This is a genomic window from Streptomyces sp. NPDC031121 (assembly GCF_055570615.1).
Window position 1 is genome coordinate 17,592 of sequence record NZ_JBVIGV010000001.1, and the last position, 26,237, is coordinate 43,828.

At 74.2% G+C, this 26,237-nt stretch carries 18 protein-coding genes and 1 pseudogene; 13 read left to right on the plus strand and 6 right to left on the minus strand.

The window, feature by feature from the left end; all coding sequences use genetic code 11:
* Positions 1-206: 206 nt before the first annotated feature.
* Positions 207-434: pseudogene (locus ACZ462_RS00100) on the plus strand (MFS transporter); the annotation flags it as partial.
* Positions 435-439: 5 nt separating this feature from the next.
* On the opposite strand, the gene ACZ462_RS00105 reads toward ACZ462_RS00100, so the two are convergent.
* Positions 440-1,858 carry an FtsW/RodA/SpoVE family cell cycle protein gene (locus ACZ462_RS00105; RefSeq protein WP_467808093.1) on the minus strand — a complete coding sequence of 473 codons (1,419 nt, stop codon included), beginning with the start codon at positions 1,856-1,858 and terminating at the stop codon, positions 440-442.
* Positions 1,859-2,248: 390 nt separating this feature from the next.
* On the opposite strand from ACZ462_RS00105, the gene groES reads away from it, so the two are divergent.
* Positions 2,249-2,557, plus strand: a complete 309-nt coding sequence (groES, locus tag ACZ462_RS00110) for a co-chaperone GroES (RefSeq protein WP_114053772.1) — start codon at positions 2,249-2,251, stop codon at positions 2,555-2,557.
* A gap of 113 nt (positions 2,558-2,670) precedes the next feature.
* A complete protein-coding gene (groL, locus tag ACZ462_RS00115) occupies positions 2,671-4,302 on the plus strand; it encodes a chaperonin GroEL (protein WP_467808095.1) in 1,632 nt (543 codons plus the stop codon).
* A 112-nt stretch (positions 4,303-4,414) separates the two neighbouring features.
* Here groL and ACZ462_RS00120 read toward each other — a convergent pair whose 3' ends face one another.
* From ACZ462_RS00120 to ACZ462_RS00130, 3 genes are read right to left on the minus strand one after another with little or no spacing between them, the layout of a single operon-like run.
* Complete coding sequence (locus ACZ462_RS00120) at positions 4,415-5,110, minus strand: ester cyclase (RefSeq protein WP_467808096.1); 696 nt, start codon at positions 5,108-5,110, stop codon at positions 4,415-4,417.
* Between the two features lie 50 nt (positions 5,111-5,160).
* Positions 5,161-5,934 carry an SDR family NAD(P)-dependent oxidoreductase gene (locus tag ACZ462_RS00125; RefSeq protein WP_467808097.1) on the minus strand — a complete coding sequence of 258 codons (774 nt, stop codon included), beginning with the start codon at positions 5,932-5,934 and terminating at the stop codon, positions 5,161-5,163.
* Between the two features lie 44 nt (positions 5,935-5,978).
* Positions 5,979-6,659, minus strand: coding sequence for an MOSC domain-containing protein (locus ACZ462_RS00130; RefSeq protein WP_467808132.1), 681 nt, complete (start codon positions 6,657-6,659; stop codon positions 5,979-5,981).
* A gap of 89 nt (positions 6,660-6,748) precedes the next feature.
* Between ACZ462_RS00130 and ACZ462_RS00135 the strand changes: the two genes are divergently transcribed.
* Positions 6,749-7,681, plus strand: a complete 933-nt coding sequence (locus tag ACZ462_RS00135) for a LysR family transcriptional regulator (protein WP_467808098.1) — start codon at positions 6,749-6,751, stop codon at positions 7,679-7,681.
* 74 nt (positions 7,682-7,755) lie between these two features.
* Here ACZ462_RS00135 and ACZ462_RS00140 read toward each other — a convergent pair whose 3' ends face one another.
* Positions 7,756-8,085, minus strand: a complete 330-nt coding sequence (locus ACZ462_RS00140; RefSeq protein ID WP_467808099.1) for a WhiB family transcriptional regulator — start codon at positions 8,083-8,085, stop codon at positions 7,756-7,758.
* A 380-nt stretch (positions 8,086-8,465) separates the two neighbouring features.
* On the opposite strand from ACZ462_RS00140, the gene ACZ462_RS00145 reads away from it, so the two are divergent.
* The 4 genes from ACZ462_RS00145 (at position 8,466) to ACZ462_RS00160 (ending at position 12,990) form a co-directional block, all read left to right on the plus strand.
* Positions 8,466-9,077, plus strand: a complete 612-nt coding sequence (locus ACZ462_RS00145; protein ID WP_003948568.1) for a response regulator transcription factor — start codon at positions 8,466-8,468, stop codon at positions 9,075-9,077.
* 360 nt (positions 9,078-9,437) lie between these two features.
* Entirely contained in the window at positions 9,438-10,067 is a 630-nt protein-coding gene (locus ACZ462_RS00150) for a sigma-70 family RNA polymerase sigma factor (RefSeq protein WP_467808100.1), read from the plus strand.
* A gap of 161 nt (positions 10,068-10,228) precedes the next feature.
* Positions 10,229-11,734, plus strand: a complete 1,506-nt coding sequence (guaB, locus tag ACZ462_RS00155) for an IMP dehydrogenase (protein ID WP_467808101.1) — start codon at positions 10,229-10,231, stop codon at positions 11,732-11,734.
* A gap of 131 nt (positions 11,735-11,865) precedes the next feature.
* Positions 11,866-12,990 carry a GuaB3 family IMP dehydrogenase-related protein gene (locus tag ACZ462_RS00160; RefSeq protein ID WP_467808102.1) on the plus strand — a complete coding sequence of 375 codons (1,125 nt, stop codon included), beginning with the start codon at positions 11,866-11,868 and terminating at the stop codon, positions 12,988-12,990.
* Between the two features lie 78 nt (positions 12,991-13,068).
* On the opposite strand, the gene ACZ462_RS00165 is transcribed toward ACZ462_RS00160, so the two are convergent.
* Complete coding sequence (locus ACZ462_RS00165) at positions 13,069-14,298, minus strand: nucleotide sugar dehydrogenase (RefSeq protein ID WP_467808104.1); 1,230 nt, start codon at positions 14,296-14,298, stop codon at positions 13,069-13,071.
* 262 nt (positions 14,299-14,560) lie between these two features.
* Between ACZ462_RS00165 and ACZ462_RS00170 the strand changes: the two genes are divergently transcribed.
* From ACZ462_RS00170 to ACZ462_RS00190, 5 genes are all read left to right on the plus strand, one after another.
* Positions 14,561-16,267, plus strand: coding sequence for a glycerol-3-phosphate dehydrogenase/oxidase (locus ACZ462_RS00170; RefSeq protein WP_467808105.1), 1,707 nt, complete (start codon positions 14,561-14,563; stop codon positions 16,265-16,267).
* 956 nt (positions 16,268-17,223) lie between these two features.
* A complete protein-coding gene (locus tag ACZ462_RS00175) occupies positions 17,224-19,365 on the plus strand; it encodes a serine/threonine-protein kinase (protein ID WP_467808106.1) in 2,142 nt (713 codons plus the stop codon).
* 95 nt (positions 19,366-19,460) lie between these two features.
* Positions 19,461-22,736: a protein kinase gene (locus ACZ462_RS00180; protein ID WP_467808107.1), complete on the plus strand. Its 3,276-nt coding sequence runs from the start codon at positions 19,461-19,463 to the stop codon at positions 22,734-22,736.
* Between the two features lie 124 nt (positions 22,737-22,860).
* Complete coding sequence (locus ACZ462_RS00185; protein ID WP_467808109.1) at positions 22,861-24,480, plus strand: serine/threonine-protein kinase; 1,620 nt, start codon at positions 22,861-22,863, stop codon at positions 24,478-24,480.
* A 96-nt stretch (positions 24,481-24,576) separates the two neighbouring features.
* Positions 24,577-26,208 (plus strand): succinic semialdehyde dehydrogenase, encoded by a 1,632-nt coding sequence (locus ACZ462_RS00190; RefSeq protein ID WP_467808110.1) that lies wholly within the window; start codon positions 24,577-24,579, stop codon positions 26,206-26,208.
* Positions 26,209-26,237: the final 29 nt, after the last annotated feature.

Below are 26,237 nucleotides of genomic sequence, written 5' to 3' on the forward strand. Positions count from 1 at the left end.
TACGACCTCCCGGGCCGGACACCGTACGAAGCCCTGAGCCCGACCCCGTACGGCCTCCGGGGCCGGACCCGGAGCCGTAGGCCGGGGCCGACCCCGTACGGCGCCCCGGGCCGGACCCGGCGCCGCACCCCGGGCCGGCTTCCGGGCCGTCCGGTGCGCCCGGGGCGCGGCGGCGCTGGACCGTCCTGGCCGTGTGCGCACTGAGCATGTTCCTGGTCGGCGTCGACACCACGATCGTCAACGTCGCCCTGCCCGCGATCGGCCGCGGCCTCGGCACCGGCACCCGCGGCCTGGAATGGGCCGTGGACGCCTACACCGTGGTCCTGGCAGGCCTGCTGATCGCCTCCGGCGCGCTCGCGGACCGCTTCGGGCGGCGCCGCGTCTTCCGCCTCGGCCTGGTCCTCTTCGGCGCCGCCTCGCTGGCCCGCGCGTTCGCCCATCAGCCGCCCGGCACGGCCCGGGCCCGCGCCGCGGACGGCGGCGCGACGGCGGCCGCCGCGCGGCCGCGGCGGTCGGCCTGGCGCTGCCGCTCCGCGCTGTCGCTGATCCGCAGCAGCAGCGCGACCATGATCCAGTTGGCCAGCAGGGACGAGCCTCCCTTCGCCAGGAAGGGCAGCGCCTTGCCGGTCAGCGGGATCAGCCCGGTCACGCCGCCCGCCACCACGAACACCTGGAGCGCCAGCGCCGCCGACAGGCCCACCGCCAGCAGCTTCCCGAACGGGTCGCGGGCGCCCAGCGCCATCCGCAGCCCCCGCTGCACGAGGAGCGCGTACAGCAGCAGGACGGCCATGACGCCTGCGAGGCCCAGCTCCTCGCCGACGGTGGTGAGGATGAAGTCGCTGCGGCCGGCGAACCTGATCAGCTCGGGGTGGCCGAGGCCGAGCCCCGTCCCCGACATGCCGCCGCTGCCGAAGCCGAACAGCGCCTGCGCCGCCTGCTCCGAGGTGACGCCCGGCGGGCGCTCGTCCCAGTAGTACGACAGCGGGTTCAGCCAGGCCGCCACGCGCGCCTTGACGTGCGGCTCGGTCGAGCCGACGGCGAAGGCGCCGCCCGCGGCCATGACCAGCCCGCAGACGATCCATCCGGTGCGCTCGGTGGCCACGTACAGCATCACCACGAAGACGCCGAAGAAGATCAGCGACGTCCCGAGGTCGCGCTCGAACACCAGGACGAGCAGCGAGAGGACCCACACCGAGGCGATCGGGCCGAGCTGCCGCATCGGCGGCAGCTGCACCCCGAGGAGCCGGCGGCCCGCCAGCGCCAGCGAGTGCCGGTGGACCACCAGGTAGCCCGCGAAGAACACCGAGATCATGATCTTCACGAACTCGCCCGGCTGCACCGACAGGCCTCCGACGACGATCCACCGCTTGGCGCCGTACGTGTCCGCAGGGGAGAAGGCCGGGGCAGCGAGCAGCACCAGCGCCGCCGCCATCGTGAGGTAGATGAACCGCTGGAGCCGCCGGTGGTCGCGCAGCAGCGCCAGCACCAGCAGGCAGGCCGCCACCCCGATGACCGTCCACACCAGTTGGCCGGGCGCGTATGCGTCGCCCCCGTACCGCTCGATGTACGCGTGGTCGAGCCGGTGCAGCAGCACCAGCCCGAGCCCCGTCAGCAGCAGGGCGAGCGGCAGGACGAGCGGGTCGGCGTACGCAGCGAACCGGCGCACGCCCAGGTGGACGACGAGGGCCAGCAGGCTCATGCCGGCGCCGAAGGCGGCCAGGTTGACCGGCAGCGCCCCGTTCAGCGCGAGGCCGGCGCTCGCGTGGCCGAGGACGGTGATGCCGACGGTGAGCGCCAGCAGCAGTGCCTCGGTGCGCCGGCGCGCGCCCGCCGGCGTCAGGGGCTTCAGGCCCCGCACGGGGCGCAGGTGCCGTCCGGAGCGGTTTCGTCCGGAGCCGCCTCGTCCGCATTGGGGCGCTTTATCTTCATATCTTCTACGACGTGTGCGGCCGCCCGGGGGTTGCCCCGGCCCGCGACCCCGCCGGGCCGACACGCCGCCGGGCGTGCCGAAGCCCCGCGTACAGGCGCGTGATTCGGCCTGGGAGTGGCCGGAAGGCGTACGACGGGAGAGCGTGTTGGCACTCCGCTTGACCGAGTGCTAATCGCCGGAATAGTCTCGCACCTGGCACTCGCCCCCGGTGAGTGCCAACACAGCGACGGGCAGGTCCGGCACCCGCGACGACGGATCCACCTGGTCGCCACCTCAGACAGTTAACCCCGTGAGATCTCCGAAGGGGGAGGTCGGATCGTGACGACCGCCAGCTCCAAGGTTGCCATCAAGCCGCTTGAGGACCGCATCGTGGTCCAGCCGCTCGACGCCGAGCAGACCACGGCCTCCGGCCTGGTCATCCCGGACACCGCGAAGGAGAAGCCCCAGGAGGGCGTCGTCCTCGCCGTGGGCCCGGGCCGCTTCGAGGACGGCCAGCGCCTGCCGCTGGACGTCTCCGTCGGCGACGTCGTGCTGTACAGCAAGTACGGCGGCACCGAGGTGAAGTACAGCGGCGAGGAGTACCTCGTCCTCTCGGCTCGCGACGTGCTCGCGATCATCGAGAAGTAGTTCACTTCTCCCAGCACTGCTTTGAGCTGCGCCCCTGGTCACCCCGCTGATTGCCGGGCGGCGAGGGGCGCAGTTCTTTGAACCCTAGTTTTCGAGAGGGCTGAACCGCTCCCATGGCGAAGATCCTGAAGTTCGACGAGGACGCCCGTCGCGCCCTCGAGCGCGGCGTCAACAAGCTGGCCGACACGGTCAAGGTGACGATCGGCCCCAAGGGCCGCAACGTCGTCATCGACAAGAAGTTCGGCGCCCCCACCATCACCAACGACGGTGTCACCATCGCCCGCGAGGTCGAGCTGGACGACCCGTACGAGAACCTCGGCGCGCAGCTGGTGAAGGAGGTGGCGACCAAGACCAACGACATCGCGGGCGACGGCACCACCACCGCCACCGTCCTGGCCCAGGCGCTCGTCCGCGAGGGCCTGCGCAACGTCGCCGCCGGCGCCTCCCCGGCCGCCCTGAAGAAGGGCATCGACGCCGCGGTCAAGGCCGTGTCCGCCGAGCTCCTCGCGACCGCCCGTCCGATCGAGGACAAGTCCGACATCGCCGCCGTCGCCGCGCTCTCCGCGCAGGACCAGCAGGTCGGCGAGCTCATCGCCGAGGCGATGGACAAGGTCGGCAAGGACGGCGTCATCACCGTCGAGGAGTCCAACGCCTTCGGCCTGGAGCTCGAGTTCACCGAGGGCATGGCCTTCGACAAGGGCTACCTGTCGCCGTACTTCGTGACGGACCAGGAGCGCATGGAGGCGGTCCTGGAGGACCCCTACATCCTGATCCACCAGGGCAAGATCTCCTCGATCCAGGACCTGCTGCCGCTGCTGGAGAAGGTCATCCAGGCGGGTGGCTCCAAGCCGCTGCTGATCATCGCCGAGGACGTCGAGGGCGAGGCCCTGTCGACCCTGGTCGTCAACAAGATCCGCGGCACGTTCAACGCCGTCGCGGTCAAGGCCCCCGGCTTCGGCGACCGCCGCAAGGCGATGCTCCAGGACATGGCCACCCTCACCGGTGCCACCGTCATCGCCGAGGAGGTCGGCCTCAAGCTCGACCAGGCCGGCCTGGACGTCCTCGGCTCCGCGCGCCGCGTGACCGTCACCAAGGACGACACCACCATCGTCGACGGTGCGGGCTCCTCCGAGGACGTCCTCGGCCGCGTCAACCAGATCAAGGCCGAGATCGAGACGACCGACTCCGACTGGGACCGCGAGAAGCTCCAGGAGCGCCTCGCGAAGCTCGCCGGCGGCGTCTGCGTCATCAAGGTCGGCGCCGCCACCGAGGTGGAGCTGAAGGAGCGGAAGCACCGCCTGGAGGACGCCATCTCCGCGACCCGCGCCGCGGTCGAGGAGGGCATCGTCTCCGGTGGCGGCTCTGCGCTCGTCCACGCCGTCAAGGTCCTGGAGGGCAACCTCGACCTGGCCGGCGACGAGGGCACCGGTGTCGCGGTCGTGCGCCGCGCCGCCGTCGAGCCCCTGCGCTGGATCGCCGAGAACGCGGGCCTCGAGGGCTACGTCATCACCTCCAAGGTGGCCGAGCTCGACAAGGGCCAGGGCTTCAACGCCGCCTCCGGCGAGTACGGCGACCTGGTCAAGGCCGGCGTCATCGACCCGGTCAAGGTGACCCGCTCCGCGCTGGAGAACGCCGCCTCCATCGCCTCCCTGCTGCTCACGACCGAGACCCTGGTCGTCGAGAAGAAGGAAGAGGAAGAGGCGAACGGCCACGGTCACGGGCACGGCCACGGCCACAGCCACTGATCCCGCGGGGGTGTGAACCCCCTGCCGGACTCCGTGCGACGGCCCCGGCCGCCACCGCCGCGAGGCGGGAGCGGCCGGGGCCGTCGCCGTGTGCGCCGGCGGCTGCCCCGGCTCAGGCCGGCGCGGCGCCGACCTGGCGCATCAGGCCCATCGCGTCGTAGTGCCACCAGCCCTCCGCGATCATCCCGTCCCGGCACCGGAAGACCGTCGTCCCGGTCATGGTGCAGGTCCTCCCGGTCGGGGCGGCTCCCATGAAGGCGCCCTTGTGGCGGCCGGTCCAGGTCCACAGCGTGGTGACGAAGTCGTCCTGCGCCATCTGCGCCTCGCGCGCGAAGTCGAAGTCGAAGGCGGCGCGCCACGCCGACACGTCCTCGACGACCGCCTCGCGCCCCGTCCGGTCGGCCGGGCCCATGACGTCGTGGTGGCGGTAGTCCGCCGCGAAGACCTCGGCGACGGCGTCCAGGTCGCCCTTGGTCGCGATGTCGTCGAACACCCGGTCCGCCAGCAGGCTGTTGAGGCGGTCGTCCCGGACGACGTCCAGGTTGGTGAAGCGCGGCATCCCGTCGCAGAGGGCCACCATCTCCTGGAACATCCGGTCCGTCTCCGGGAGGTGAGAATTCCTCATGGCCTCCTCGTACGAGGGGAACTCGACGACGTCGACGTAGTGCGTCTCCGCCTCCCGGTCCCGGCCGATCAGGCTGTGGGTCACCGTGCGCCTGCCGTTGGTCTGCTCCAGGTACCGGTCGAAGAGCGCGCCGACGGCCTCGGGTCTGCTTGTCTCGTAGTCAACTATCTGCACGAATGTCATGGCACCTCCCGGGATGGGTGGAACAGCACCATTTTAGGAAGGCCGGCCCCCTACTGGGGCCCGTACTTGCGCCCCGTGCGGGAGGTCAGCCCGCCCAGCAGCCCGCGCGGGGCCAGCTTCACCACGCCCATCAGCGCCTTGTACCGCGGGTCCGGGACCGAGACGACCCGGCCGCGGGCCAGGTCGTCGAGGGCGGCGGCCACCAGCTTGTCCGCGTCCAGCCACATCCAGCCGGGGATGCTGTCCGTCCCCATGCCCGCCCGCTGGTGGAACTCGGTCCGCACGAACCCCGGGCACAGCGCCATCATCCGCACCCCCGACCCCGCCAGGTCCCGGGCGGCCCCCTGGGTGAACTGCACGACCCAGGCCTTGCTCGCCCCGTAGGTGCCCCGCGGGACGAACGCCGCCACCGAGGCCACGTTCACGATGCCGCCCCGCCCGCGCGAGCGCATGGACCCGGCCGCCGCCGAGGACAGCCGCAGCACGGCCTCGACGTGGACCTTCAGCATGGTCAGCTCGTCGGCCATGGACACTTCGAGGTAGCGGCCCTTGTTGCCGAACCCCGCGTTGTTGACCAGCAGGTCCACGGGGTGGGTGCGGTCGCCCAGGCGCTCCTCGACCGCCGCGATGCCCTCCTCCGCCGACAGGTCGGCGGTCAGCACCTCGGCCTCGATGCCGTGCCGGTCGTGCAGCTCGGTGGCCTGCTCGCGCAGGCGCGCGGTGTCGCGGGCGACCAGGACGAGGTTGTGGCCCCGGGAGGCGAGTTTGCGGGCGAAGGCGGCGCCGATGCCCGCCGTGGATCCAGTGATCAGCGCAGTCGTCATGACCGCAACCTAGTCCGTCGCCGCCCCGTGCCCGGAGCGGCCCGCTACTTCGCGGGCGCCGTCGCCTGCGTGCGCAGGTACGCCCGGACCTTCTCGTGGGCCTTCGGCTCCATCGCCGCGCCCGCCGCCAGCGTGCGCGGCAGCAGCTCCCGCTCCGTGGTGAAGGCCCGGAACCACAGGCCCACCGTGACGTCGTGGTCCGGCCGGTCGACGACCTCGACCGGGTCGCCGGGCGAGATCCGCCCCTCCCGGACGACGCGCAGGTACGCTCCCGGCCGCACGGCCCCGGTGTACCGCTTCACCCAGGCCCGCTCGCCCAGGACGCCCTGGAAGGTCCGGCACGGGATGCGGCCCGAGGCGACCTCCAGGACGGCCTCCGGGCCGACCCGCCACCGCTCGCCCAGCAGGGCCCCGGTCACGTCGATCCCCGCGGTGGTGAGGTTCTCGCCGAAGATCCCGCCGGGCAGCTCGCGCCCCAGCTCGGCCTCCCACCAGTCGAGGTCCTCGCGGGCGTAGGCGTAGACGGCCTGGTGGTCGCCGCCGTGGTGGCGCAGGTCGCAGATGTCGTCCCCCTCGACGCCGCTGCCGCCGGTCCCGCGCGGGCCGGGCGCGGCGACGCGCACCGGGCCGGGGACCGGCCGCTTGCCGATGCCGGTCAGCCCGCTCGCGGCGTCGGTGTGTTCGGAGGGGGCCGCGCGGCCGACGTTCACGGAGATCACATGCATGGGCGCCATGGGGGACACGCTAGCCCAGAGCCCCAAAGTCCTGCCCCGGGTATGTGCAGTTCCGTCAAAGCCGGGCTTATGCTCGAAGGGTGATCGAGGCACGTCATCTCCGGATCCTGCGCGCCGTCGCCGGGACCGGCTCCTTCTCCGCGGCCGCCCGCGAACTCGGGTGCACGCAGCCCGCCGTCTCCCAGCAGATGAAGGCGCTGGAGCAGTCCGCCGGCACCCCGCTGCTCGTCCGCGCCGGCCGCGAGATGCGCCTGACGCAGGCCGGCGAGGCCCTGGTGCGGCATGCCGCCGGGATCCTCGCCGGGCTGACGGCCGCGGAGGAGGAGGTCGCCGCCATCGCCGGGCTGCGCGCCGGCCGGGTCCGGCTCGTGTCCTTCCCCAGCGGCAGTTCCACCCTGGTGCCGACCGCGCTCGCGGCGATGCGCGCCGGGCACCCGGGGACGCGGATCTCGCTGGTCGAGGCGGAGCCGCCGCGCTCGGTGGAGATGCTGCGCGACGGCGACTGCGACCTGGCGCTGGCCTTCCGCTACGCCGGCCCCGACCGGGCGGGCGGCCCCGCCTCCGGCGGCGGGGCGCCGGCGGCCGAGGGGTGGGAGGACCTGGTCGTGCGGCCCCTGCTGACGGACCGCCTCGTCGGGCTGGTCCCGGAGGGCCACCGGCTGGCCGGCGCCGCCAGCGTGGGCATGGCGGAACTCGCGGACGAGCCGTGGATCGCCGGCTGTCCGCGCTGCCGCCGCCACCTGGTCGAGGTGTGCGAGGACGCGGGCTTCACCCCGCGCATCGACTTCGCGACCGACGACTATCCGGCCGTCGCCGGCCTGGTCGGCGCGGGGCTCGGCGTGGCGGTGCTGCCGGAGCTCGCGGTGGAGTCCGTCCGCGCCAAGGGCGTGAGCACCGTGGCCGTCGAGCCCGCCGTCGAGCGCGAGATCGTGGCGCTGACGCTGCCCGACCTGGCCCGGGTGCCCGCCGTCGCCGCGACCCTCGCCGAGCTGGAGCGGGCCGCGGCCCGCTGAGCGCGGTCCGCAGGGCGGTGCCCGCCCCGCAGCGGGCTGCTGAAACGTTCCTTCTTCGCTGCGCCGGATCCGGATCAGTCGTCCGGCGTGATCCGTCCGATCGTGCTCGACGCGGGGATCAGCCGATGGCGGGCGCGGCCCATCAGCTCCTCGCGCTCGTCCTCTGTGAGGCCGCCCCACACCCCGTAGGGCTCGCGTACGGCCAGCGCGTGCGCGGCGCATTCCGAACGCACCGGGCATCGCATGCAGACCTCTTTAGCCGAGGCCTCGCGCGCACTCCGGGCCGCGCCCCGCTCGCCCTCCGGGTGGAAGAAGAGGGAGCTGTCGACCCCCCGGCAGGCGGCCAGCAGCTGCCAGTCCCAGAGGTCGGCGTTCGGTCCGGGGAGGCGGGAGAAATCTGCCATGGGTAGTCCTCCATGGTGCCGGTACTGAGACGGATACGGTCCAAGCCACCACACCTACTGTCCTAGTAGATGTAAATATGACTCATTGGGAATCTAGCCTCAGACACAGGCGAAACGGAAGGAAAGCCGCCAAATAGGGCATAGCTCCAGATGGAGGACGGGCGGCGAGTGGCGCCGCCGATGTGATCGCGCCCTCACGTAGAGTGCCGAAGGTGTCCGTCCGACCCGTAACTCTTTCGAGTGACCATCGTTGAGAGAGCGAAGGCGGTTGAACCAATGACCTCCCGGACAGGTGTCCGAGAGCATCGACCGCACAGGTGACGATACGTACCAGCCTGGAGGCTCAAGGTGACGCGCATCAGCAGCTCCGGAGGGCGGTCATGACTTCCGTCCTCGTCTGCGACGACTCCCCGCTTGCCCGAGAGGCGCTCCGTCGCGCGGTTGCCACCGTGCCCGGCGTCGAGCGTGTGACGACGGCTGCCAACGGCGAGGAAGTCCTCCGCCGCTGGGGCGCCGACCGCTCCGACCTGATTCTCATGGACGTACGGATGCCCGGGCTCGGCGGTGTGGAGACGGTGCGCCGGCTGCTCTCGGCCGATCCGGGCGCCCGCATCATCATGCTCACCGTGGCCGAGGACCTCGACGGCGTGGCCCTGGCCGTCGCCGCAGGCGCCCGCGGCTACCTGCACAAGGACGCCTCGCGCGCCGAACTGCGGGCCACGGTCACCCAGGCCCTCGCCGACCCGACCTGGCGGCTGGCCCCGCGCCGGCTCCGCTCCGCCGAGATGGGCGCCGCGCCCACCCTCACCGCGCGCGAGATCCAGGTGCTGGAGGGCATGAGCCACGGCCGGTCCAACGCGGAGATCGGGCGCGAGCTCTTCCTCTCCGAGGACACGGTCAAGACGCACGCCCGCCGGCTGTTCAAGAAGCTGGGCGCCTCGGACCGGGCGCACGCCGTGGCGCTCGGGTTCCGCTGGGGCCTCGTCCGCTGACCCCGCCCCCGCGGGCCGGACGCTGAGCCGGTCCCGTCCGCCCCCCGGCGGACGGGGCGGCGCGCCCGGCACGCCGCCCGGCCCCGGGCCGCCCGCCGTCCTCCCGGCCCTGCCGCCCGCCCACCCCCGTGCGACGCGGCCGGGGATTGGCGGGGCACAATCCGGGGGACGTGTCGCTTCGTGCGCGATGCCGCATGCTTGAGTGTGTGGCGCATTTCTGGGATGGGGCCTCGGAACGTATTCGGGCGAGCGGGAGGGGAGCGTGCAGTGACGAGTCCAGGCGCACCCGCTCATAACGCTTCGGCGCACAACACGGGCCGCGGTGCCGCGAACGCTCCGGCGCCAAGGCACCATGGATTGATGCGCGACGACGAGGCCCTGGGCTCCCCCGCGGCCACAGGCCCCACCGGAGCCGCCAAAGGCGGCGGCGCCGGGGCGGTCAGCGATCTCGTCCGGCGCGCCGTCGACGGCGACGAGCAGGCCACCCACGACCTGCTCGCCTTCGTGCACCCGCTGGCCATCCGCTACTGCCGCACCCGGCTCTCCCGGCTCCCGGGTGACGCCCGCCACTTCGTCGAGGACCTGGCGCAGGAGGTCTGCGTCGCCGTCCTGATGGCCCTCCCGCGCTACCGCGACACCGGCCGCCCCTTCGAGGCGTTCGTCTTCGCGATCGCCGCGCACAAGGTCGCCGACCTCCAGCGGGCCGCCATGCGCCACCCCGGCAGCACCGCCGTCCCGTCCGACGAGATGCCCGAGCGGCCGGACGACTCCCTCGGGCCGGAGGAGCGCGCGCTGCTCAGCAGCGACGCCGCCTGGGCCCGCAAGCTGCTCGCCAACCTGCCGGAGACGCAGCGCGAGCTCCTCGTGCTGCGCGTCGCGGTCGGCCTGACCGCCGAGGAGACCGGCCAGATGCTCGGCATGTCCCCCGGCGCCGTCCGGGTGGCCCAGCACCGGGCGCTCAGCCGGCTGCGGGCCCTGGCCGAGCAGTAGCGCGCGGGATCCGCCGGCGGCGGTTCCCGGGGCGGTCGGCGCATGCCGATCAATAGGAGGAATCCACGAAACTTGGAAGTGATCTCGCTCGTGGAATGAGACGCCTGCCGATCCCGTTAGCATGGACATCCGCGCTGGGCAAGACCATTTGGGAAGGTGTCATGACTGTCAACTCCGACGGAGTGCCCGACAAATTCGCCGCGCTCGGACTCACGTACGACGACGTCCTGCTGCTGCCGGGCTCGTCGGACATGGCCCCGGACGAGATCGACACTTCCTCCCTCATCTCCCGGAACGTGCGGGTCAACATCCCGCTGCTGTCCGCCGCCATGGACAAGGTCACCGAGTCCCGCATGGCGATCGCGATGGCCCGCCAGGGCGGCGTCGGCGTGCTCCACCGCAACCTCTCCATCGCCGACCAGGCCAACCAGGTCGACCTGGTCAAGCGCTCCGAGTCCGGCATGGTGACCGACCCGATCACGGTCCACCCGGACGCGACGCTGCGCGAGGCCGACGAGCTCTGCGCGAAGTTCCGCATCTCCGGTGTGCCCGTCACCGACGCCGCGGGCAAGCTCCTCGGCATCGTCACCAACCGCGACATGGCCTTCGAGTCCGACCGCAGCCGCCAGGTGCGCGAGGTCATGACCCCGATGCCGCTCGTCACGGGCAAGGTCGGCATCTCCGGCGTCGACGCCATGGAGCTGCTGCGCCGCCACAAGATCGAGAAGCTGCCGCTGGTCGACGACGCGGGCGTCCTCAAGGGCCTCATCACCGTCAAGGACTTCGTCAAGGCCGAGAAGTACCCGCACGCGGCCAAGGACAAGGAGGGCCGCCTGCTCGTCGGCGCCGCGGTCGGCGTCGCCGGCGACGCGTACGAGCGTGCCCAGGCCCTCATCGAGGTCGGCGTCGACTTCATCGTCGTCGACACCGCGCACGGCCACTCCCGCCTCGTCGGCGACATGGTCGCCAAGATCAAGTCGAATGCCTCGGTCGACGTCATCGGCGGCAACGTCGCCACCCGCGACGGCGCGCAGGCCCTGGTCGACGCCGGTGCGGACGGCATCAAGGTCGGCGTGGGCCCCGGCTCCATCTGCACCACCCGCGTCGTCGCCGGCATCGGCGTCCCGCAGGTCACCGCCATCTACGAGGCCGCTCTGGCGGCCAAGGCCGCGGGCGTCCCCGTCATCGGCGACGGCGGCCTGCAGTACTCCGGCGACATCGCCAAGGCCCTGGTCGCCGGCGCCGACACGGTGATGCTCGGCTCGCTGCTGGCCGGCTGCGAGGAGTCCCCCGGCGAGCTGCTGTTCATCAACGGCAAGCAGTTCAAGTCGTACCGCGGGATGGGCTCCCTCGGCGCGATGCAGTCCCGCGGCGACCGCAAGTCCTTCTCCAAGGACCGCTACTTCCAGGAGGGCGTGGGCGGCGACGACAAGCTCATCCCCGAGGGCATCGAGGGCCAGGTGCCCTACCGCGGCCCGCTGTCCGCGGTGGTCCACCAGCTCGTCGGCGGCCTGCGCCAGTCGATGTTCTACGTCGGCGGCCGCACGGTGCCGGAGCTCCAGGAGCGGGGCCGGTTCGTCCGGATCACCTCCGCGGGCCTGAAGGAGAGCCACCCGCACGACATCCAGATGACGGTCGAGGCGCCGAACTACTCGCGCAAGCGCTGACCGCCGCGGAGGGGCGGGTCCGGGAGACGGGCCCGCCCCTCCGGCGTGCGTCCGCACAGCGGTCTCCGGGACGCGCGCCCCCGCCCTTCGGGGATACTGGACGGGCAGACCCAGAGGAAAGGCCACCACACGTGACTGAGATCGAGATCGGGCGCGGCAAGCGCGGCCGCAGGGCGTACGCGTTCGACGACATCGCCATCGTCCCGAGCCGGCGGACGCGGGATCCGAAGGAGGTCTCCATCGCCTGGCAGATCGACGCGTACCGCTTCGAGCTCCCGTTCCTGGCCGCCCCCATGGACTCCGTCGTCTCCCCGCAGACCGCGATCCGCATCGGCGAGCTCGGCGGCCTCGGCGTCCTCAACCTCGAAGGCCTGTGGACCCGCCACGAGGACCCGCAGCCGCTGCTCGACGAGATCGCCGAGCTGCCGGAGGAGGCCGCGACCCGCCGCCTCCAGGAGATCTACGCGGCCCCGATCCAGGCCGACCTGATCGGGCAGCGCATCAAGGAGGTCCGCGACTCCGGCGTCGTCACCGCCGCCGCGCTCTCCCCGCAGCGGACCGCCCAGTTCTCCAAGGCCGTCGTCGACGCGGGCGTCGACATCTTCGTCATCCGGGGGACGACGGTCTCCGCGGAGCACGTCTCCGGCGCCGCCGAGCCGCTGAACCTCAAGCAGTTCATCTACGAGCTCGACGTCCCGGTCATCGTCGGCGGCTGCGCCACCTACACCGCGGCCCTGCACCTGATGCGCACCGGCGCGGCCGGCGTCCTCGTCGGCTTCGGCGGCGGCGCCGCGCACACCACCCGCAACGTGCTGGGCATCCAGGTCCCGATGGCCACCGCCGTCGCGGACGTGGCCGCCGCCCGCCGCGACTACATGGACGAGTCCGGCGGCCGCTACGTGCACGTCATCGCCGACGGCGGCGTGGGCTGGTCCGGCGACCTGCCCAAGGCCATCGCCTGCGGCGCCGACGCCGTCATGATGGGCTCCCCGCTGGCCCGCGCCACCGACGCGCCCGGCAAGGGCCACCACTGGGGCATGGAGGCCGTCCACGAGGACGTGCCGCGCGGCAAGAAGGTCCACCTGGGCACCGTCGGCACCACCGAGGAGATCCTCACCGGCCCGTCGCACTCCCCGGACGGCTCCATGAACCTCTTCGGCGCCCTGCGCCGCTCGATGGCCACCACCGGCTACAGCGAGCTGAAGGAGTTCCAGCGCGTCGAGGTCACCGTCGCGGACAGCCACCACCACGGCTGACCCGGCCCGCGGCCGTACGCGCGAGACGCGAGAAGGGCCGGCTCCCCGCTGCGGGGGCCGGCCCTTCGGCGTACCCGGTCAGAGGCGGTGGGCGGCGCCGGCCGGGCTCGCCCCGCGGGTGTCCAGGAGGAGCTGCGCCTTCACCGCCAGGCCCTGGAGGTCGTAGGTGCGGTGGTGCTGGAGCAGGATCGTCAGGTCGGCGGTGGCGGCGGCCTCGTAGAGGGACTCGGCGCGGGGGACCGGCTGGTCGCGGACCCGCCAGCCGGCGACGTACGGGTCGTGGTAGCTGATCAGGGCGCCGAGGTCGAGGAGGCGGCTGGCGATCTCGGGGGCCGGGGAGCCCTCCTGGTCGGCGAGGTCCGGCTTGTAGGTGACGCCGAGGAGCAGGACGCGGGCCCCGCGGGCGGACTTGCCGTGCTCGTTCAGCAGGGTGGCGCAGCGCTGGATGACGTACTGGGGCATCCGCCCGTTGATCTCCTGGGCGAGGCCGACCATGCGCAGGGGGTGGCCGGGGGTGCGCGTGGTGTGGGGGAGGTAGTTCGGGTCGAGGGGGACGCTGTGGCCGCCGACGCCGGGGCCGGGGCGGAAGGCGTGGAAGCCGTACGGCTTGGTCTCGGCGCAGCGGATGACGTCCCACAGGTCGACGCCGAGGTCGTGGCAGAGGACGGCCATCTCGTTCATCAGTGCGATGTTCACGTGCCGGTAGTTGGTCTCCAGGAGCTGGACGGTCTCCGCCTCGCGCAGGCCGCGGGCGCGGACGACCTTCTCGGCGATGCGGGCGTAGAAGGCGTGGGCGGACTCGGTGCAGGCGGGGGTGAGGCCGCCGATGACCTTGGGCGTGTTGGCGATGGTGTGGGTGCGGTTGCCGGGGTCGTGGCGGCTGGGGGAGTAGGCCAGGTGGAAGTCGCGGCCGGCGCGCAGCCCCGAGCCGGACTCCAGGATCGGGCGCAGGTACTCCTCGGTGGTGCCGGGGTGGGCAGCGGACTCCAGGACCACGGTGGTGTGGGGGCGCAGCCGGGCGGCCAGGGCCCGGCCCGCCTCGCCGACGGCGCCGAGGTCGAGGGCGCGGTCGGCGCCGAGCTGGGTGGGGGCGCAGATGACGGCGGTGCGGACCCGGCCGAGGTCGGCGGGGTTGGCGGTGACCCGGAAGCCGGCGGCCGACATGCGGCGGACCTCGGCGGCGGTGAGAGTGGAACCGGTGGCCGGGCCGATGTCGTAGCCGACGGTCTCGATCCCTGCTGCGACGGCGGCCTGGGCCAGTGGGAGGCCGAGGTGGCCGAGTCCGATGACGGCGAGGTCTGCGGGCATGGGGTGGTGCCGTCCCTTCCCTGGCATGCATGGAGAGGCTGGGTGCGCAAGTCCTGTGGATCCCGGGGGCCTCCGATGAGCTGGCGCGATGTCAGACTAGGCGTATATATGACCGATCTGTCGTATTACGGGGTGATGGTCTCCGTTGTGTTGTCCACAGGCGGTGGCTGATGCGGGGGCTCCGGGTCAGAATCGAGGACGGGGGACGTGAGCGGGACCACCCGCGCCGAGTCGGCGCGGCCCGCACCGACGGGAGGCAGCCGTGAGGACAGCGACACTGGGGCCGGCGCAGCGCGCCGACGCCCTCGCCCGGATGGCCGAGCGGGAACTGGACGTGCTCGTGGTGGGTGCGGGCGTGGTCGGCGCGGGCACCGCGCTGGACGCCGCGACCAGGGGCCTCCTGACCGGCATCGTCGAGGCGCGGGACTGGGCGTCCGGTACGTCCAGCCGGTCCAGCAAGCTGATCCACGGCGGCCTGCGCTACCTGGAGATGCTCGACTTCGCCCTCGTGCGCGAGGCGCTGAAGGAGCGCGGCCTGCTGCTGGAGCGGCTCGCCCCGCACCTGGTCCGGCCCGTGCCGTTCCTCTACCCCCTCCGGCACAAGGGCTGGGAGCGGTTCTACGCCGGATCGGGCGTCGCCCTGTACGACGGGATGTCCGTCTCCGGCGGGCACGGCCGCGGCCTGCCCGTGCACCGGCACCTCTCCCGCCGGCGCGCCCTGCGGGTGGCGCCGGCCCTGCGCAAGGACGCCCTGGTGGGCGCCCTGCAGTACTACGACGCCCAGGTGGACGACGCCCGGTACGTCACCGCGCTGGTGCGGACGGCCGCGGTGTACGGGGCGCACTGCGCCAACCGGGCGCGGGTCGTCGGATTCCTGCGGGAGGGCGAGCGGGTCGTCGGGGCGCGCGTGCAGGACGTGGAGGGCGGGCGGGAGTACGAGGTCCGCGCCCGCCAGGTCGTCAACGCGACCGGGGTGTGGACGGACGACACGCAGGGCCTGATCGGGGAGCGCGGCCGGTTCCACGTCCGGGCGTCGAAGGGAGTCCACCTCGTCGTCCCGAAGGACCGGATCAACTCGACCACCGGGCTGATCCTGCGGACGGAGAAGTCGGTCCTGTTCGTCATCCCCTGGGGCCGGCACTGGATCGTGGGGACCACCGACACCGACTGGGACCTGGACAAGGCGCACCCGGCGGCCTCCAGCGCGGACATCGACTACCTGCTGGAGCGCGTCAACTCGGTCCTGGCCGTCCCCCTCACGAGGGATGACGTGGAAGGCGTCTACGCGGGCCTGCGGCCCCTGCTGGCGGGGGAGTCGGACGCGACGAGCAAGCTGTCCCGCGAGCACACCGTGGCGCACCCGGTGCCGGGGCTCGTCGTCGTGGCGGGCGGCAAGTACACGACGTACCGGGTGATGGCGAAGGACGCGGTGGACGAGGCGGTGCACGGCCTCGACCAGCGGGTCGCCGGCTGCGTCACCGAGGAGGTGCCGCTGGTGGGCGCCGAGGGGTACAGGGCCCTGTGGAACGGCCGGGCCGGGATCGCCGCCCGGTCCGGGCTCCATGTGGTGCGGGTGGAACACCTGTTGAACCGGTACGGGTCGATGGTCGACGAGCTGCTGGACCTGATCGCGGCCGACCCGTCGCTCGGCGAGCCGCTCGGCGGGGCGGACGACTACCTGCGGGCCGAAGTCGTCTACGCCGCCTCGCACGAAGGGGCCCGCCACCTCGACGACGTGATGACCCGCCGGACGCGGATCTCGATCGAGACGTTCGACCGGGGGACGCGCTCGGCGCGGGAGTGCGCGGAGCTGATGGCCCCCGTGCTGGGGTGGGACGAGCAGCAGATCGAGAAGGAAGTGGAGCACTACGAGAAGAGAGTGCAGGCTGAGCGCGAATCGCAGCGGCAGCCTGACGACCAGACGGCGGATGCCGCCAGGCTGGGGGCGCCCGACATCGTTCCGTTGTAACTCCGCGATCCGGAGGGGGGAACCGCGGACCCGGGGCTCCCGTCCGTTGCGGAGTGAGGAACAATAAGGGTTCTGCCGGGGCGGGTTATCGCGCGGGTTCTCCCGGGGCGGGCCGCCGGGCACTCCGGCGGGTGCCGGGGCAGCCGGAGCAGGCGGCACGATCGCAGAGGGGACGCATGTCGAAGCCGGAGCACACCGATTCGCCTGCGGCGGAGCAGGACCGGGCGAAGCCTGTGTCGGGCGGGCCGGAGCCGTCTGTGAAGGCCGTCCCGCCTGCGAGGACGCCCGCGGATGCGGCCAGGCCGGGCGCCGCGGTGCCGGAGGCCGCCGGTCCGGCCGGGTCCGCCTCCCCGAAGCCCGACCTCACGAAGCCGAAGGCTGCCCGTACGGCCGCGGACGCCGGGCCGGCTGACACCGGGTCCGCCGCCGCCGACGCCCCGGCAGCCGCCACCCGCAAGCCCGGCCCCGCGAAGCCGCGGCCCTCCGCCGAGACCGGTTCCGCTTCGGCCGCCGCGCCGGAGGACGCGAAGCCGGGCCTCACGAAGGGCGGTGCCAACGCGGCCCGTTCCGCTTCGACCGATGCCGGGAAGACGAAGCCGGCCCTGGCGAAGAGCGCCACTGCTGCGGTCGATTCCGCTTCGGATGAGCCGGAGGGCGCGAAGCCCGGCCTGGCGGAGGGCGGTTCCGCCACGGCCGGTTCCGTTTCGGCCGATGTCGGGAAGGTGAAGTCGAGCCTGGCGAAGGATGCCGGTCCTGCTGCCGCTGCTTCGCGGGGGCCGGAGGACGCGAAGCCCGGTACTGCGAAGGCGGGGGCGGCTGATTCCGCTTCAGTCCGCGCGGGGGGCGTGAAGCCGGGTCGGGCGGAAGAGGCCGCTGCCACGGCCGGCTCCGCTTCGGAGGGGCCGGAGAGCGCCGAGCCGACCGCTCCGAAGGCCGGTGCCGCCGCCTCGGAGGGCGTGAAGGCAAGCCTCGCGAAGGGCGCCGCTGCCGCGGCAGGTTCCGCTTCGGGGGAGCCGGAGGACGCGAAGCCGGGTGCCGCGAGGGCCGGGGCGGCCGCGCCGGAGGGCGCGAAGCCGAAGCCCAGGGCGCAGGCCGAGGCCGTGCGGGCGACGTCCGGGAACCCCATCATCGACAAGGCCGACGCCGTCGCCGCCGCCGTGAAGGCCGCGGCCGTGAAGGCCGCCGACGACAGCGGCCGCGAGGGCCGGCTCCTCGCCGGCCGCTACCGGCTCGGCGAGGTGCTCGGCAAGGGCGGCATGGGCACCGTCTGGCGCGCCGAGGACGAGACCCTCGGCCGCACCGTCGCCGTCAAGGAGCTCCGCTTCGGCAACGGCGTCGACGAGGACGAGAAGCGCCGCCTCATCACCCGCACCCTCCGCGAGGCCAAGGCCATCGCCCGGATCCGCAGCGGCGGCGCCGTCACCGTCTTCGACGTCGTCGACGAGGACGGCCGGCCGTGGATCGTCATGGAGCTCATCGAGGGCCCCTCCCTCGCCGAGTTCATACGGGAGCAGGGCCCGCTGACGCCCCGCCGCGCCGCCGAGGTCGGCCTCGCGGTGCTCGAAGTGCTGCGCGCCGCCCACGGCCAGGGCATCCTGCACCGCGACGTGAAGCCGTCCAACGTGCTCATCGCCGCCAACGGCCGCGTCGTCCTCACCGACTTCGGTATCGCGCAGGTCGAGGGCGACCCGTCCATCACCTCCACCGGCATGCTCGTCGGCGCGCCCTCGTACATCTCGCCCGAGCGCGCCCGCGGCCAGAAGCCCGGCCCGCCGGCCGACATGTGGTCGCTCGGCGGCCTGCTCTACGCCGCCGTCGAGGGCGTGCCCCCCTACGACAAGGGGTCCGCGCTCGCCACGCTCACCGCCGTCATGACGGAGCCGGTGGAGCCGCCCAAGAACGCCGGCCCGCTCACCGAGGTCATCTACGGCCTGCTGGTCAAGGACCCCGCGCGCCGCCTCGACGAGGAGCGCGCCCGGGTCATGCTGACCGCCGTGGTCAACGCGCCGGAGCCGGAGGCCGCCGAGGTCCTCGCCCCGGCAGTCGAGGAGACCCGGCAGATCTCCCTGAGCGCGGCGAAGGAGGCCGCGGCCAAGGCCGCCGCCGACAAGGCCGCCGAGAAGGCGGAGAGGAAGGAGCGGGAGCGCCGCGAGCGGGAGCAGCGCGAGCGCGCCCGCGCCGCACTGAAGGCGGCCCGCAAGGCCGCCGCCACCGCCACGGCCACGGCCGCGACCGCCGCCGAGCCCTCGGCGCCCGGCGGCGCGCGTACCGGTCCGGTCGCGGCGCCGCTGACGGACGTCATGTCCCGCCGCACCATCGGGCTCGCCATCGCCGGCGTGGTGGTCGCGCTGGCCGCGATCGGCTCGCTGATCGTGTACGCGTTCAGCGGCGGCGACGACAAGGAGCAGGGCAAGGGCACCCCGGGCACGGCGGCTTCGGGGGCGCCTGCCCCCGGCCCCTCCGGCAAGACCGCCGACGCCGGCTCCACCGGGGACGGGGCGGGCGGCAGCAGCCCGTCGGCCCAGGGGCAGACGCCGAGCGGGCAGGAGAGCCAGGGGCAGGGCCAGGACCAGGCGGCCGCGCAGGGCCAGAGCCAGGGACAGGGGCAGGGCTCCAGCCCGGGCGGCCCCGCGGCCGGGCTCCCCGCCGGCTTCGCCACGGTGACGGACCTCGGCTTCCACTTCTCCATGGCGATGCCCCAGGACTTCCGCCAGACGGGCGTCGCCGGCGAGGACTCCGGCGCCATATACAGCCGCGACGGCGGCTTCCCGCGCATCCAGGTCGACTACACCGACCGCCCCGGCGAGGACGCGCGCGCGGCGTGGGCGGCGCTCGCCCAGGCGGTCGCCAAAAGCAGCAAGGACTACCGGACGATCCGCATCGACGCGGTCGGCTACCGCGACTACCCCACCGTCGCCGACTGGGAGTTCGAGCGGGAGCAGAAGGGCATCAAGGTCCGCGTGCTCAACCGCGGCTTCAAGGTGGACGCCAAGCGCGGCTACGCCATCATGATCAGCTGCCCGGCGGACCAGTGGGACGGCCCCGAGTGCCGGCAGCTGCGCGACACCGCCTTCGCGACGTTCCAGCCCCTGGCCTGACGAGCCTTCCCGGGTCCGGGACGCGGAAGCCCCCGGCGACGTATCGTGTCAGCGGGGGCCGCAGGGAGACGGCCCCGGCACTCGGGGGAGGCGCAGTGGAGGACTACGCGGGGCGGATCCTGGCCGGCCGCTACCGTCTGCCGCTGCCCCCGTCGGACGAGTACGAGCCGGCGGAGACCCGCGCCTTCGACACGCGCAGCGGACAGGAAGTCCTGGTCCGGCAGGTGCCGTTACCCGAGATCGTGGACGCCGAGCTGGTCGACGGCGAGGCCGCCGGGTACGCCCCGGAGGCGCCGCGGCCGCCGCACCCCTCCGGGGGCGGGCGGCGCCCGGCGGCTGAACTCCCGGCCGTGCGGCGGGCGATCGCGGCGGCGCAAGCGGCGGCGTCCGTCCCCGACCACCCGCGGCTGGACCAGGTCTTCGACGTGTTCGCCGAGGGCGGTTCGCTGTGGATAGTGAGCGAACTCGTGCCCGCCCGGCCGCTGGCCGCGCTGCTCGCGGACGAGCCGCTGACGCCGTACCGGGCGGCCGAGGTGGCCTCCGACGTGCTGACAGCGCTGCGCGTGCTGCACGCGCACGGCTGGACGCACCGCAACATCACGGTGCGGACCGTGCTGATCTGCGACGACGGGCGCGTCGTCCTGACCGGCCTCGCGGCCGGTGCCGCCGAGGACGCGCTGTGCGGGTACGACCCGGTCCCGGCCGAGGACGACGGCCCGGCCGAGGAGGGGACCTGGGGCACCCCGCCCGCTCCCGCCGCGCCCCCGTACGCCCCCCTGGTCGCCCCCGGCTACGAGACGACCCCGCGGCCCGCCGCCCTCCCCGACCGTCCCGCCGGCTCCCCACCGGGCCCCCGCCACACCGACCGGCCCCACCCGGAGCCGCACCTGCCGCCCGTCCGCGGCCCAGTGCCCCCGCCCGGCTCCCGGCACACCGACCAGGCCGATCCGCAGCCGCCGCTGCCGTCCGGCCGTGACCCGCTGGCCGTGCCGGGGTCCGGGTCCGCCGACAGCGCCCTTTCCGAGCCGCCGCTGCCGTCCCGCCGTGACCCGCTGGGCGTGTCCGGCCCTGTCGCGGGGTCCGGCTGCACGGACCGCGTCGATCCGCCGCCGCTGCCGTCCGGCCGTGAACCGCTGGGCGTGTCCGGCCCTGTCGCGGGGTCCGGCTGCACGGACCGCGCCGATCCGCCGCCGCTGCCGTCGGGCCGTGACCCGCTGGCCGTGCCCGGTCCCGTCGCCGGGCCGCGGTACGCGGACCACATCGTCCCCGAGCGGGATCCGCACGGGGACGCCGCGGGCCGTGCGCCGCTTGTCGCCCCCGGGTACGAGACCGGGCCGCGGGGCGGAGCCGTCGCCGCCCACGGGGCGGGGGCGGAGGCCGTGACCGCCCGGGTCGCCGCGCAGGGGGAGGCGCCCGGCGCGGCCCCGGAACAGCGGCCGATCGGGTCGAAGCTGCCGCAGGGGTACTCGTACCCGTACGGCGGCCCCAAGGCCGTGCCGCCCGCGGAGGCGGCCCCGAACCCGGAACCGCCGGCCCCCGCTCCGGAGGCACCCGCACCCGCGGCGCCCGAGCCCGCGCCCGGCCGGTCCGGCGGCGGTGCCGCCGGTGACGGGCTGCCGACCGGGGCCGACGTGCCTTGGCACGGGGCGACCCCGCGCCGCCAGGCTGCCCTGCCGCCTGCCCTGCCGCAGGGCTTCCGGCACGCCGACGAGGACACCGACCGCCTGCGCCCCACCGGCCCTCCCGCCAGCGCCGGACGCCCGGCCGCGCCGATCCCGGCCCGTCTGCCCAATGCCCCCGCGCCGGCGGAGGTCCCCCGCGGTCACCACTTGGCCCCGGAAGCCGCGGCCGCCGGGGGCGCGGCGGGGGCGATCCCGGCCCGCTCCCTCGGCGGTTCGGGCGGCCGCCCGCATGCTGCCGCTCCCGGGCCCGCGCACGCCGGTGACCCGGCCGCGCCGATCCCGGCCCGTCTGCCCAATGCCCCCGAGGCGGCGGAGGTCCCCCGCGGTGACCACCCGGCCCCGGGAGCCGCGGCCGCCGGACGCCCGGCCGCGCCGATCGCGGCCCGCCCGCCCAACGCCCCCGGCAGCCCGGCCGGGGCGATTCCGGCCCGTCCCCTCGGCGGCTCGGGTGGTCGCCCGTATGCCGCCGACTCCGCCGTGGCGGAAGGCGCCCGTCCCGCCGTGCTGCGCGCGCCGCGGACCGGGCTTGACGCCGAGCGGGCCCGGCAGACCCGGATGGCGGTCGTCGGCGCCGTCACCGAGCGGTGGTCCCCGGAGCAGGCCCGCACCGTCGCCGGCCCCTGGCAGATCGCGGCCCCCGTCGGCCCGGCCACCGACCTGTGGGCGCTGGGCGCGCTGCTCTACCGGTCCGTGCAGGGGCATCCTCCGTACCCCGAGGACAGCGTCGCCGAACTCGTCGAGATGGTCTGCGCCGAAGCGCCCGCCTTCGCGGAGGAGTGCGGCCCGCTGCGGCCCGTCGTGGAGTCGCTGCTGCGCCAGGACCCCACCGAGCGGCCCGACTTCGAGGAGCTCCGCGGCTGGCTGCGCTCCCTCGTGCGGTCGGCCCCCGAGCCGGACGCGGCCGCGGGCGCGCTCCCGCCCGCGGACCCGGACCCGGCCCGGCTGCCCGCCGTGCGCCGGCGCGGCGACCTGCACGGCCGGCACCGCAACCCGGCGCCCGCGCGCGGCCCGCACCACCTGGGGCGGGTCCTGCTGGCCGGGATCCTCGCCCTGACCGCCGGGGCGGTGGCGTACGCGGTGCTGTTCCTGCCGCGCGCGGGCGGGGGCGGGGAGCAGGGCGCCGCCTCGCAGACGCCCGTGGCCAACACCGAGACGCCTTCCCCGCAGGCCCCGCGCCCTCCGCAGGCCTCCGCCACGCCCGGCCCCTCGCAGCCGTCCCCGCAGACCCCGGCGTCCGCGCCGCCCGGCTACACCGTCCAACAGGACCCGGAGCACTTCGAGATCGCCGTCCCGCAGGGCTGGGAGCGCCGCGGCATGAACGAGGCGGGCCAGGTCCGCTACACCGACGGCCAGTACGTCCTGATCGTCGTCCCGGGCCGGGACAAGGTCGAGGGCAGCCCCGATCCGGCCACCTACCAGAAGGACAAGGAGCCCGAGCTGGCCCCGTACCGGTCCTCGACCTGGGCCAGCGGCGGCGACGTGAAGACCACCAAGGTGGGGCAGCAGCTGCGGGCCACCGGCCGGTACACCTGGATCGACGGCACGGGCCGCAGCGTCGTCGCCCGCAACTTCGTCGTGGCGCTCGGCGGCAGCTACCACGTCGTCATGGTCACGGGCCCGCAGGACGGCGAGGGCAAGGTGACCGAGGTCTTCGAGAAGGCGACCGGAAGTTACAAATCGGGCGGCTGACAGCCTCCTGACGGCGAATCAGTACGGCAATTGCGTCACAGTGCTGCCGGAACGGCGCCCTCCGTGTACCGGCGGCCCCGGCCGCTTCGTAATCTGGCCCGAAGTGCACAGAGTGGCGGGGATCGTGGAACAGCAGACAGGTGCGGGCGCAGTGCTCGCCGGCCGGTACCGGCTCGCGCAGCCCATCGGCAGCGGCGGCATGGGCAAGGTGTGGCGCGCCCACGACGAACTCCTGAGCAGGACCGTCGCCGTCAAGGAGCTGACGGCCGGGCTGTTCGTGGCCCAGGCCGACCGGGACGTCCTGCACGCCCGGACGCAGAAGGAGGCCCGCGCGGCCGCCCGCATCCAGCACCCGGCCGTCGTCACCGTCCACGACGTGTTCGAGCACGACGACCGGCCGTGGATCGTCATGGAGTACGTCGACGGCCCGTCCCTCGCCGAGGCGGCCAAGGCGGCCGGCCGGATCGAGCCCCGCGAGGCCGCCCGGATCGGGCTGCACGTCCTCGGCGCGCTGCGCGCCGCGCACGCGGTCGGCGTGCTGCACCGCGACGTCAAGCCCGGCAACGTGCTGCTCGCCAAGGACGGGCGGGTGCTGCTCACGGATTTCGGGATCGCCGCGATCGAGGGCGACTCCTCCATCACCCGCACCGGCGAGATCGTCGGCTCCATCGACTACCTGGCCCCGGAGCGGGTCACCGGCGGCACCCCGGACCCGGCGTCCGACCTGTGGTCGCTCGGGGCGACCCTCTACACGGCGGTCGAGGCCCGGTCGCCGTTCCGCCGCACCTCGCCGATCTCCAGCCTGCAGGCCGTCGTCAACGACGAGCCGCCCGCCCTGCGGCAGTCCGGCCCGCTCGGACCCGTCATCACCGCCCTCCTGCGCAAGGACCCCGAGGAGCGGCCCTCCGCGCAGGAGACGGAGCGGATGCTGCTGGAGGTGATGGAGGGGCGCGAGCCGATGGCGGCGCAGGCGTACGTGCCGACGCGCGCGATGAGCCCGCAGGAGCTGTCGCAGGCGCGGGAGGCCGAGCCGGAGGCCCCGGCGGCGCCGCCTGCCACGGGCGGGACGGCAGCCCTGCCGGCCGAGCCGGCCCCGCGCCCCCGCTCCTCCCCGGGCCGGGTCAAGCGGGCCGCGGCGGTGGCGCTGGTGGCGGCGCTGGTCGGCGGCGGCGCCGTGTTCGGGCTGCTGAAGTACACCGGCACGGACGGCGGCGACGGCGGCGCGGACCGCAGCGCGAGCGCCCCCGACCGGCAGGAGGGCGCCAAGGACAAGGACGGCACCAGCGCCTCCCCGCCCGCGGGCTGGAAGAAGGTCACCGACCCGGAGGGCTTCACCCTGTGGGTGCCGGACGGCTGGAAGCGGCAGATGGACGGCAACCAGATCGACTACACCCCGGACAACGGCAGGCACTTCATCCGCATCGCCGTCGACCCCACGCCCGACTACGACACCCCGTACGCACACGTCCTCGACCTGGAGAAGCAGGTCAGCCGGCGCACCGACTACAAGCGGCAGCGGCTGAACCAGAACACCTTCCGCGACAGCACCCGGGCGGCGCTGTGGGAGTTCACCTGGTCCGAGAAGGGCGTCCACGCCGGCCCCCGCCGCGCGATCGAGCAGATGTACATCGCCCCGAACGGCACCGAGTACGCGGTGTACATGTCGGGTCCGACGTCCACCTGGGAGACCACCCGGGCGCAGTTCGACACCGTGCTCAGCGGCTGGGCCCCGCCCGCCGGCTGAGCCGGCGGCCATCCTGCCAGCGATCGCTGGCGGATTTCCCAAAATCCGGTTACCGACGGGTACCCAAAGGGGGCCGGGCACAATACGCTCACCGCCATGACGGACTCGCTGGCCGCCCCGGCCCCCCTCCGCCCCGCCCCGCAGCCCACCAACCCGGTCGCCCCGGCCCCCGCCGGCGCGCGCACCGCCGCGGACGTGGTGACCCCCGACCTGGTCGCCCGCCTCACCAGCGGAGTGATCGGCTCCGGGCGGACCGCGAACCACACGCCGTTCACCGGGGCCAAGCTCGCCGACCTCCCCGAGGCCACCCCGGCCGAGGTCGCCGAGGCCTTCGCGCGGGCCCGCGAGGCCCAGGCCGCCTGGGCCGCGGTCCCCGTCCGCCGCCGCGCCGCCGTCCTGCTCCGCTTCCACGACCTGGTCCTCGCCCGTCAGGCCGAGGTCCTCGACCTGATCCAGCTGGAGACCGGAAAGGCCCGGCTCCACGCGCACGAGGAGGTCCAGGCCGTCGCCGTCGCAGCCCGCCACTACGGCCGCAAGGCGCCCGCGTACCTGCGGCCCCGCAGCCACACCGGTGCGATGCCGACCCTCACCAAGGTCACCGAGCTGCGCCAGCCGCGGGGCGTCGTCGGCCAGATCGCCCCCTGGAACTACCCCCTCGAACTCTCCGTCGGGGACGCCCTGCCCGCGTTCGCCTCCGGCAACGCCGTCGTCATGAAGCCCGACACCGAGACCGCGCTGACCGCCCTGTGGGCGCGCGACGCGCTCATCGAGGCCGGGCTGCCCCCCGAGGTCTTCCAGGTCGTCCTCGGCGAGGGCCCCGTCGTCGGACCCGAGGTGGTCCGGCACGCGGACTACGTCTCCTTCACCGGCTCCACCCGCACCGGCCGCGAGGTCGCGCAGGGCGCCGCCGCCCGCCTCGTCGGCGTCTCCCTCGAACTCGGCGGGAAGAACGCCATGCTCGTCCTCCACGACGCCGACGTCGAGAAGGCCGCCGCCGGCGCCGTCCGGGCCTGCTTCTCCTCCGCCGGCCAGCTGTGCATCTCCATCGAGCGGCTCTACGTCCACGCCTCCATAGCCGACGAGTTCCTCGCCCGGTTCGCCGCCCGCACCAAGGCCATGCGCCTGGGCAGCTCGCTCGCCTACGGCGCCGACATGGGCTCGCTGGTCGGCGAGCGCCAGCTGGAGACCGTCCGCCGGCACGTCGACGAGGCCGTCGCCAAGGGCGCCACCCTCGTCGCCGGCGGCACCGCCCGCCCCGACATCGGCCCGCTGTTCTACGAGCCGACCATCCTCGACGGCGTCGAGGCGCCGATGGCCGTCTGCGGCGAGGAGACCTTCGGCCCGGTCGTCTCCGTCTACCGCTTCACCGACGAGGACGAGGCCGTCGCCCAGGCCAACGCGACCCCCTACGGCCTCAACTCCAGCGTGTGGACGAAGGACGCCCGCCGCGGCCTCGCCGTCGCCGCCTGCCTGCGCACCGGCACCGTCAACATCAACGAGGGCTACGCCCCGGCCTACGGCAGCGTCCGCGCCCCGATGGGCGGCATGAAGGACTCCGGCCTCGGCCGCCGGCACGGCTCCGAGGGCATCCTCAAGTACACCGAGGCGCAGACGGTCGCCCGCCAGCGGCTGCTGCCGATGGCGCCCTCGCTCGGCATGGACGACGAGGCGTACGCGGCGTTCATGACGCGCAGCCTCCGCGTGATGAAGGCCCTCCGCCTCCGCTGAGGCGGCCCCGCCCCCGCCCCCGTCCAGCG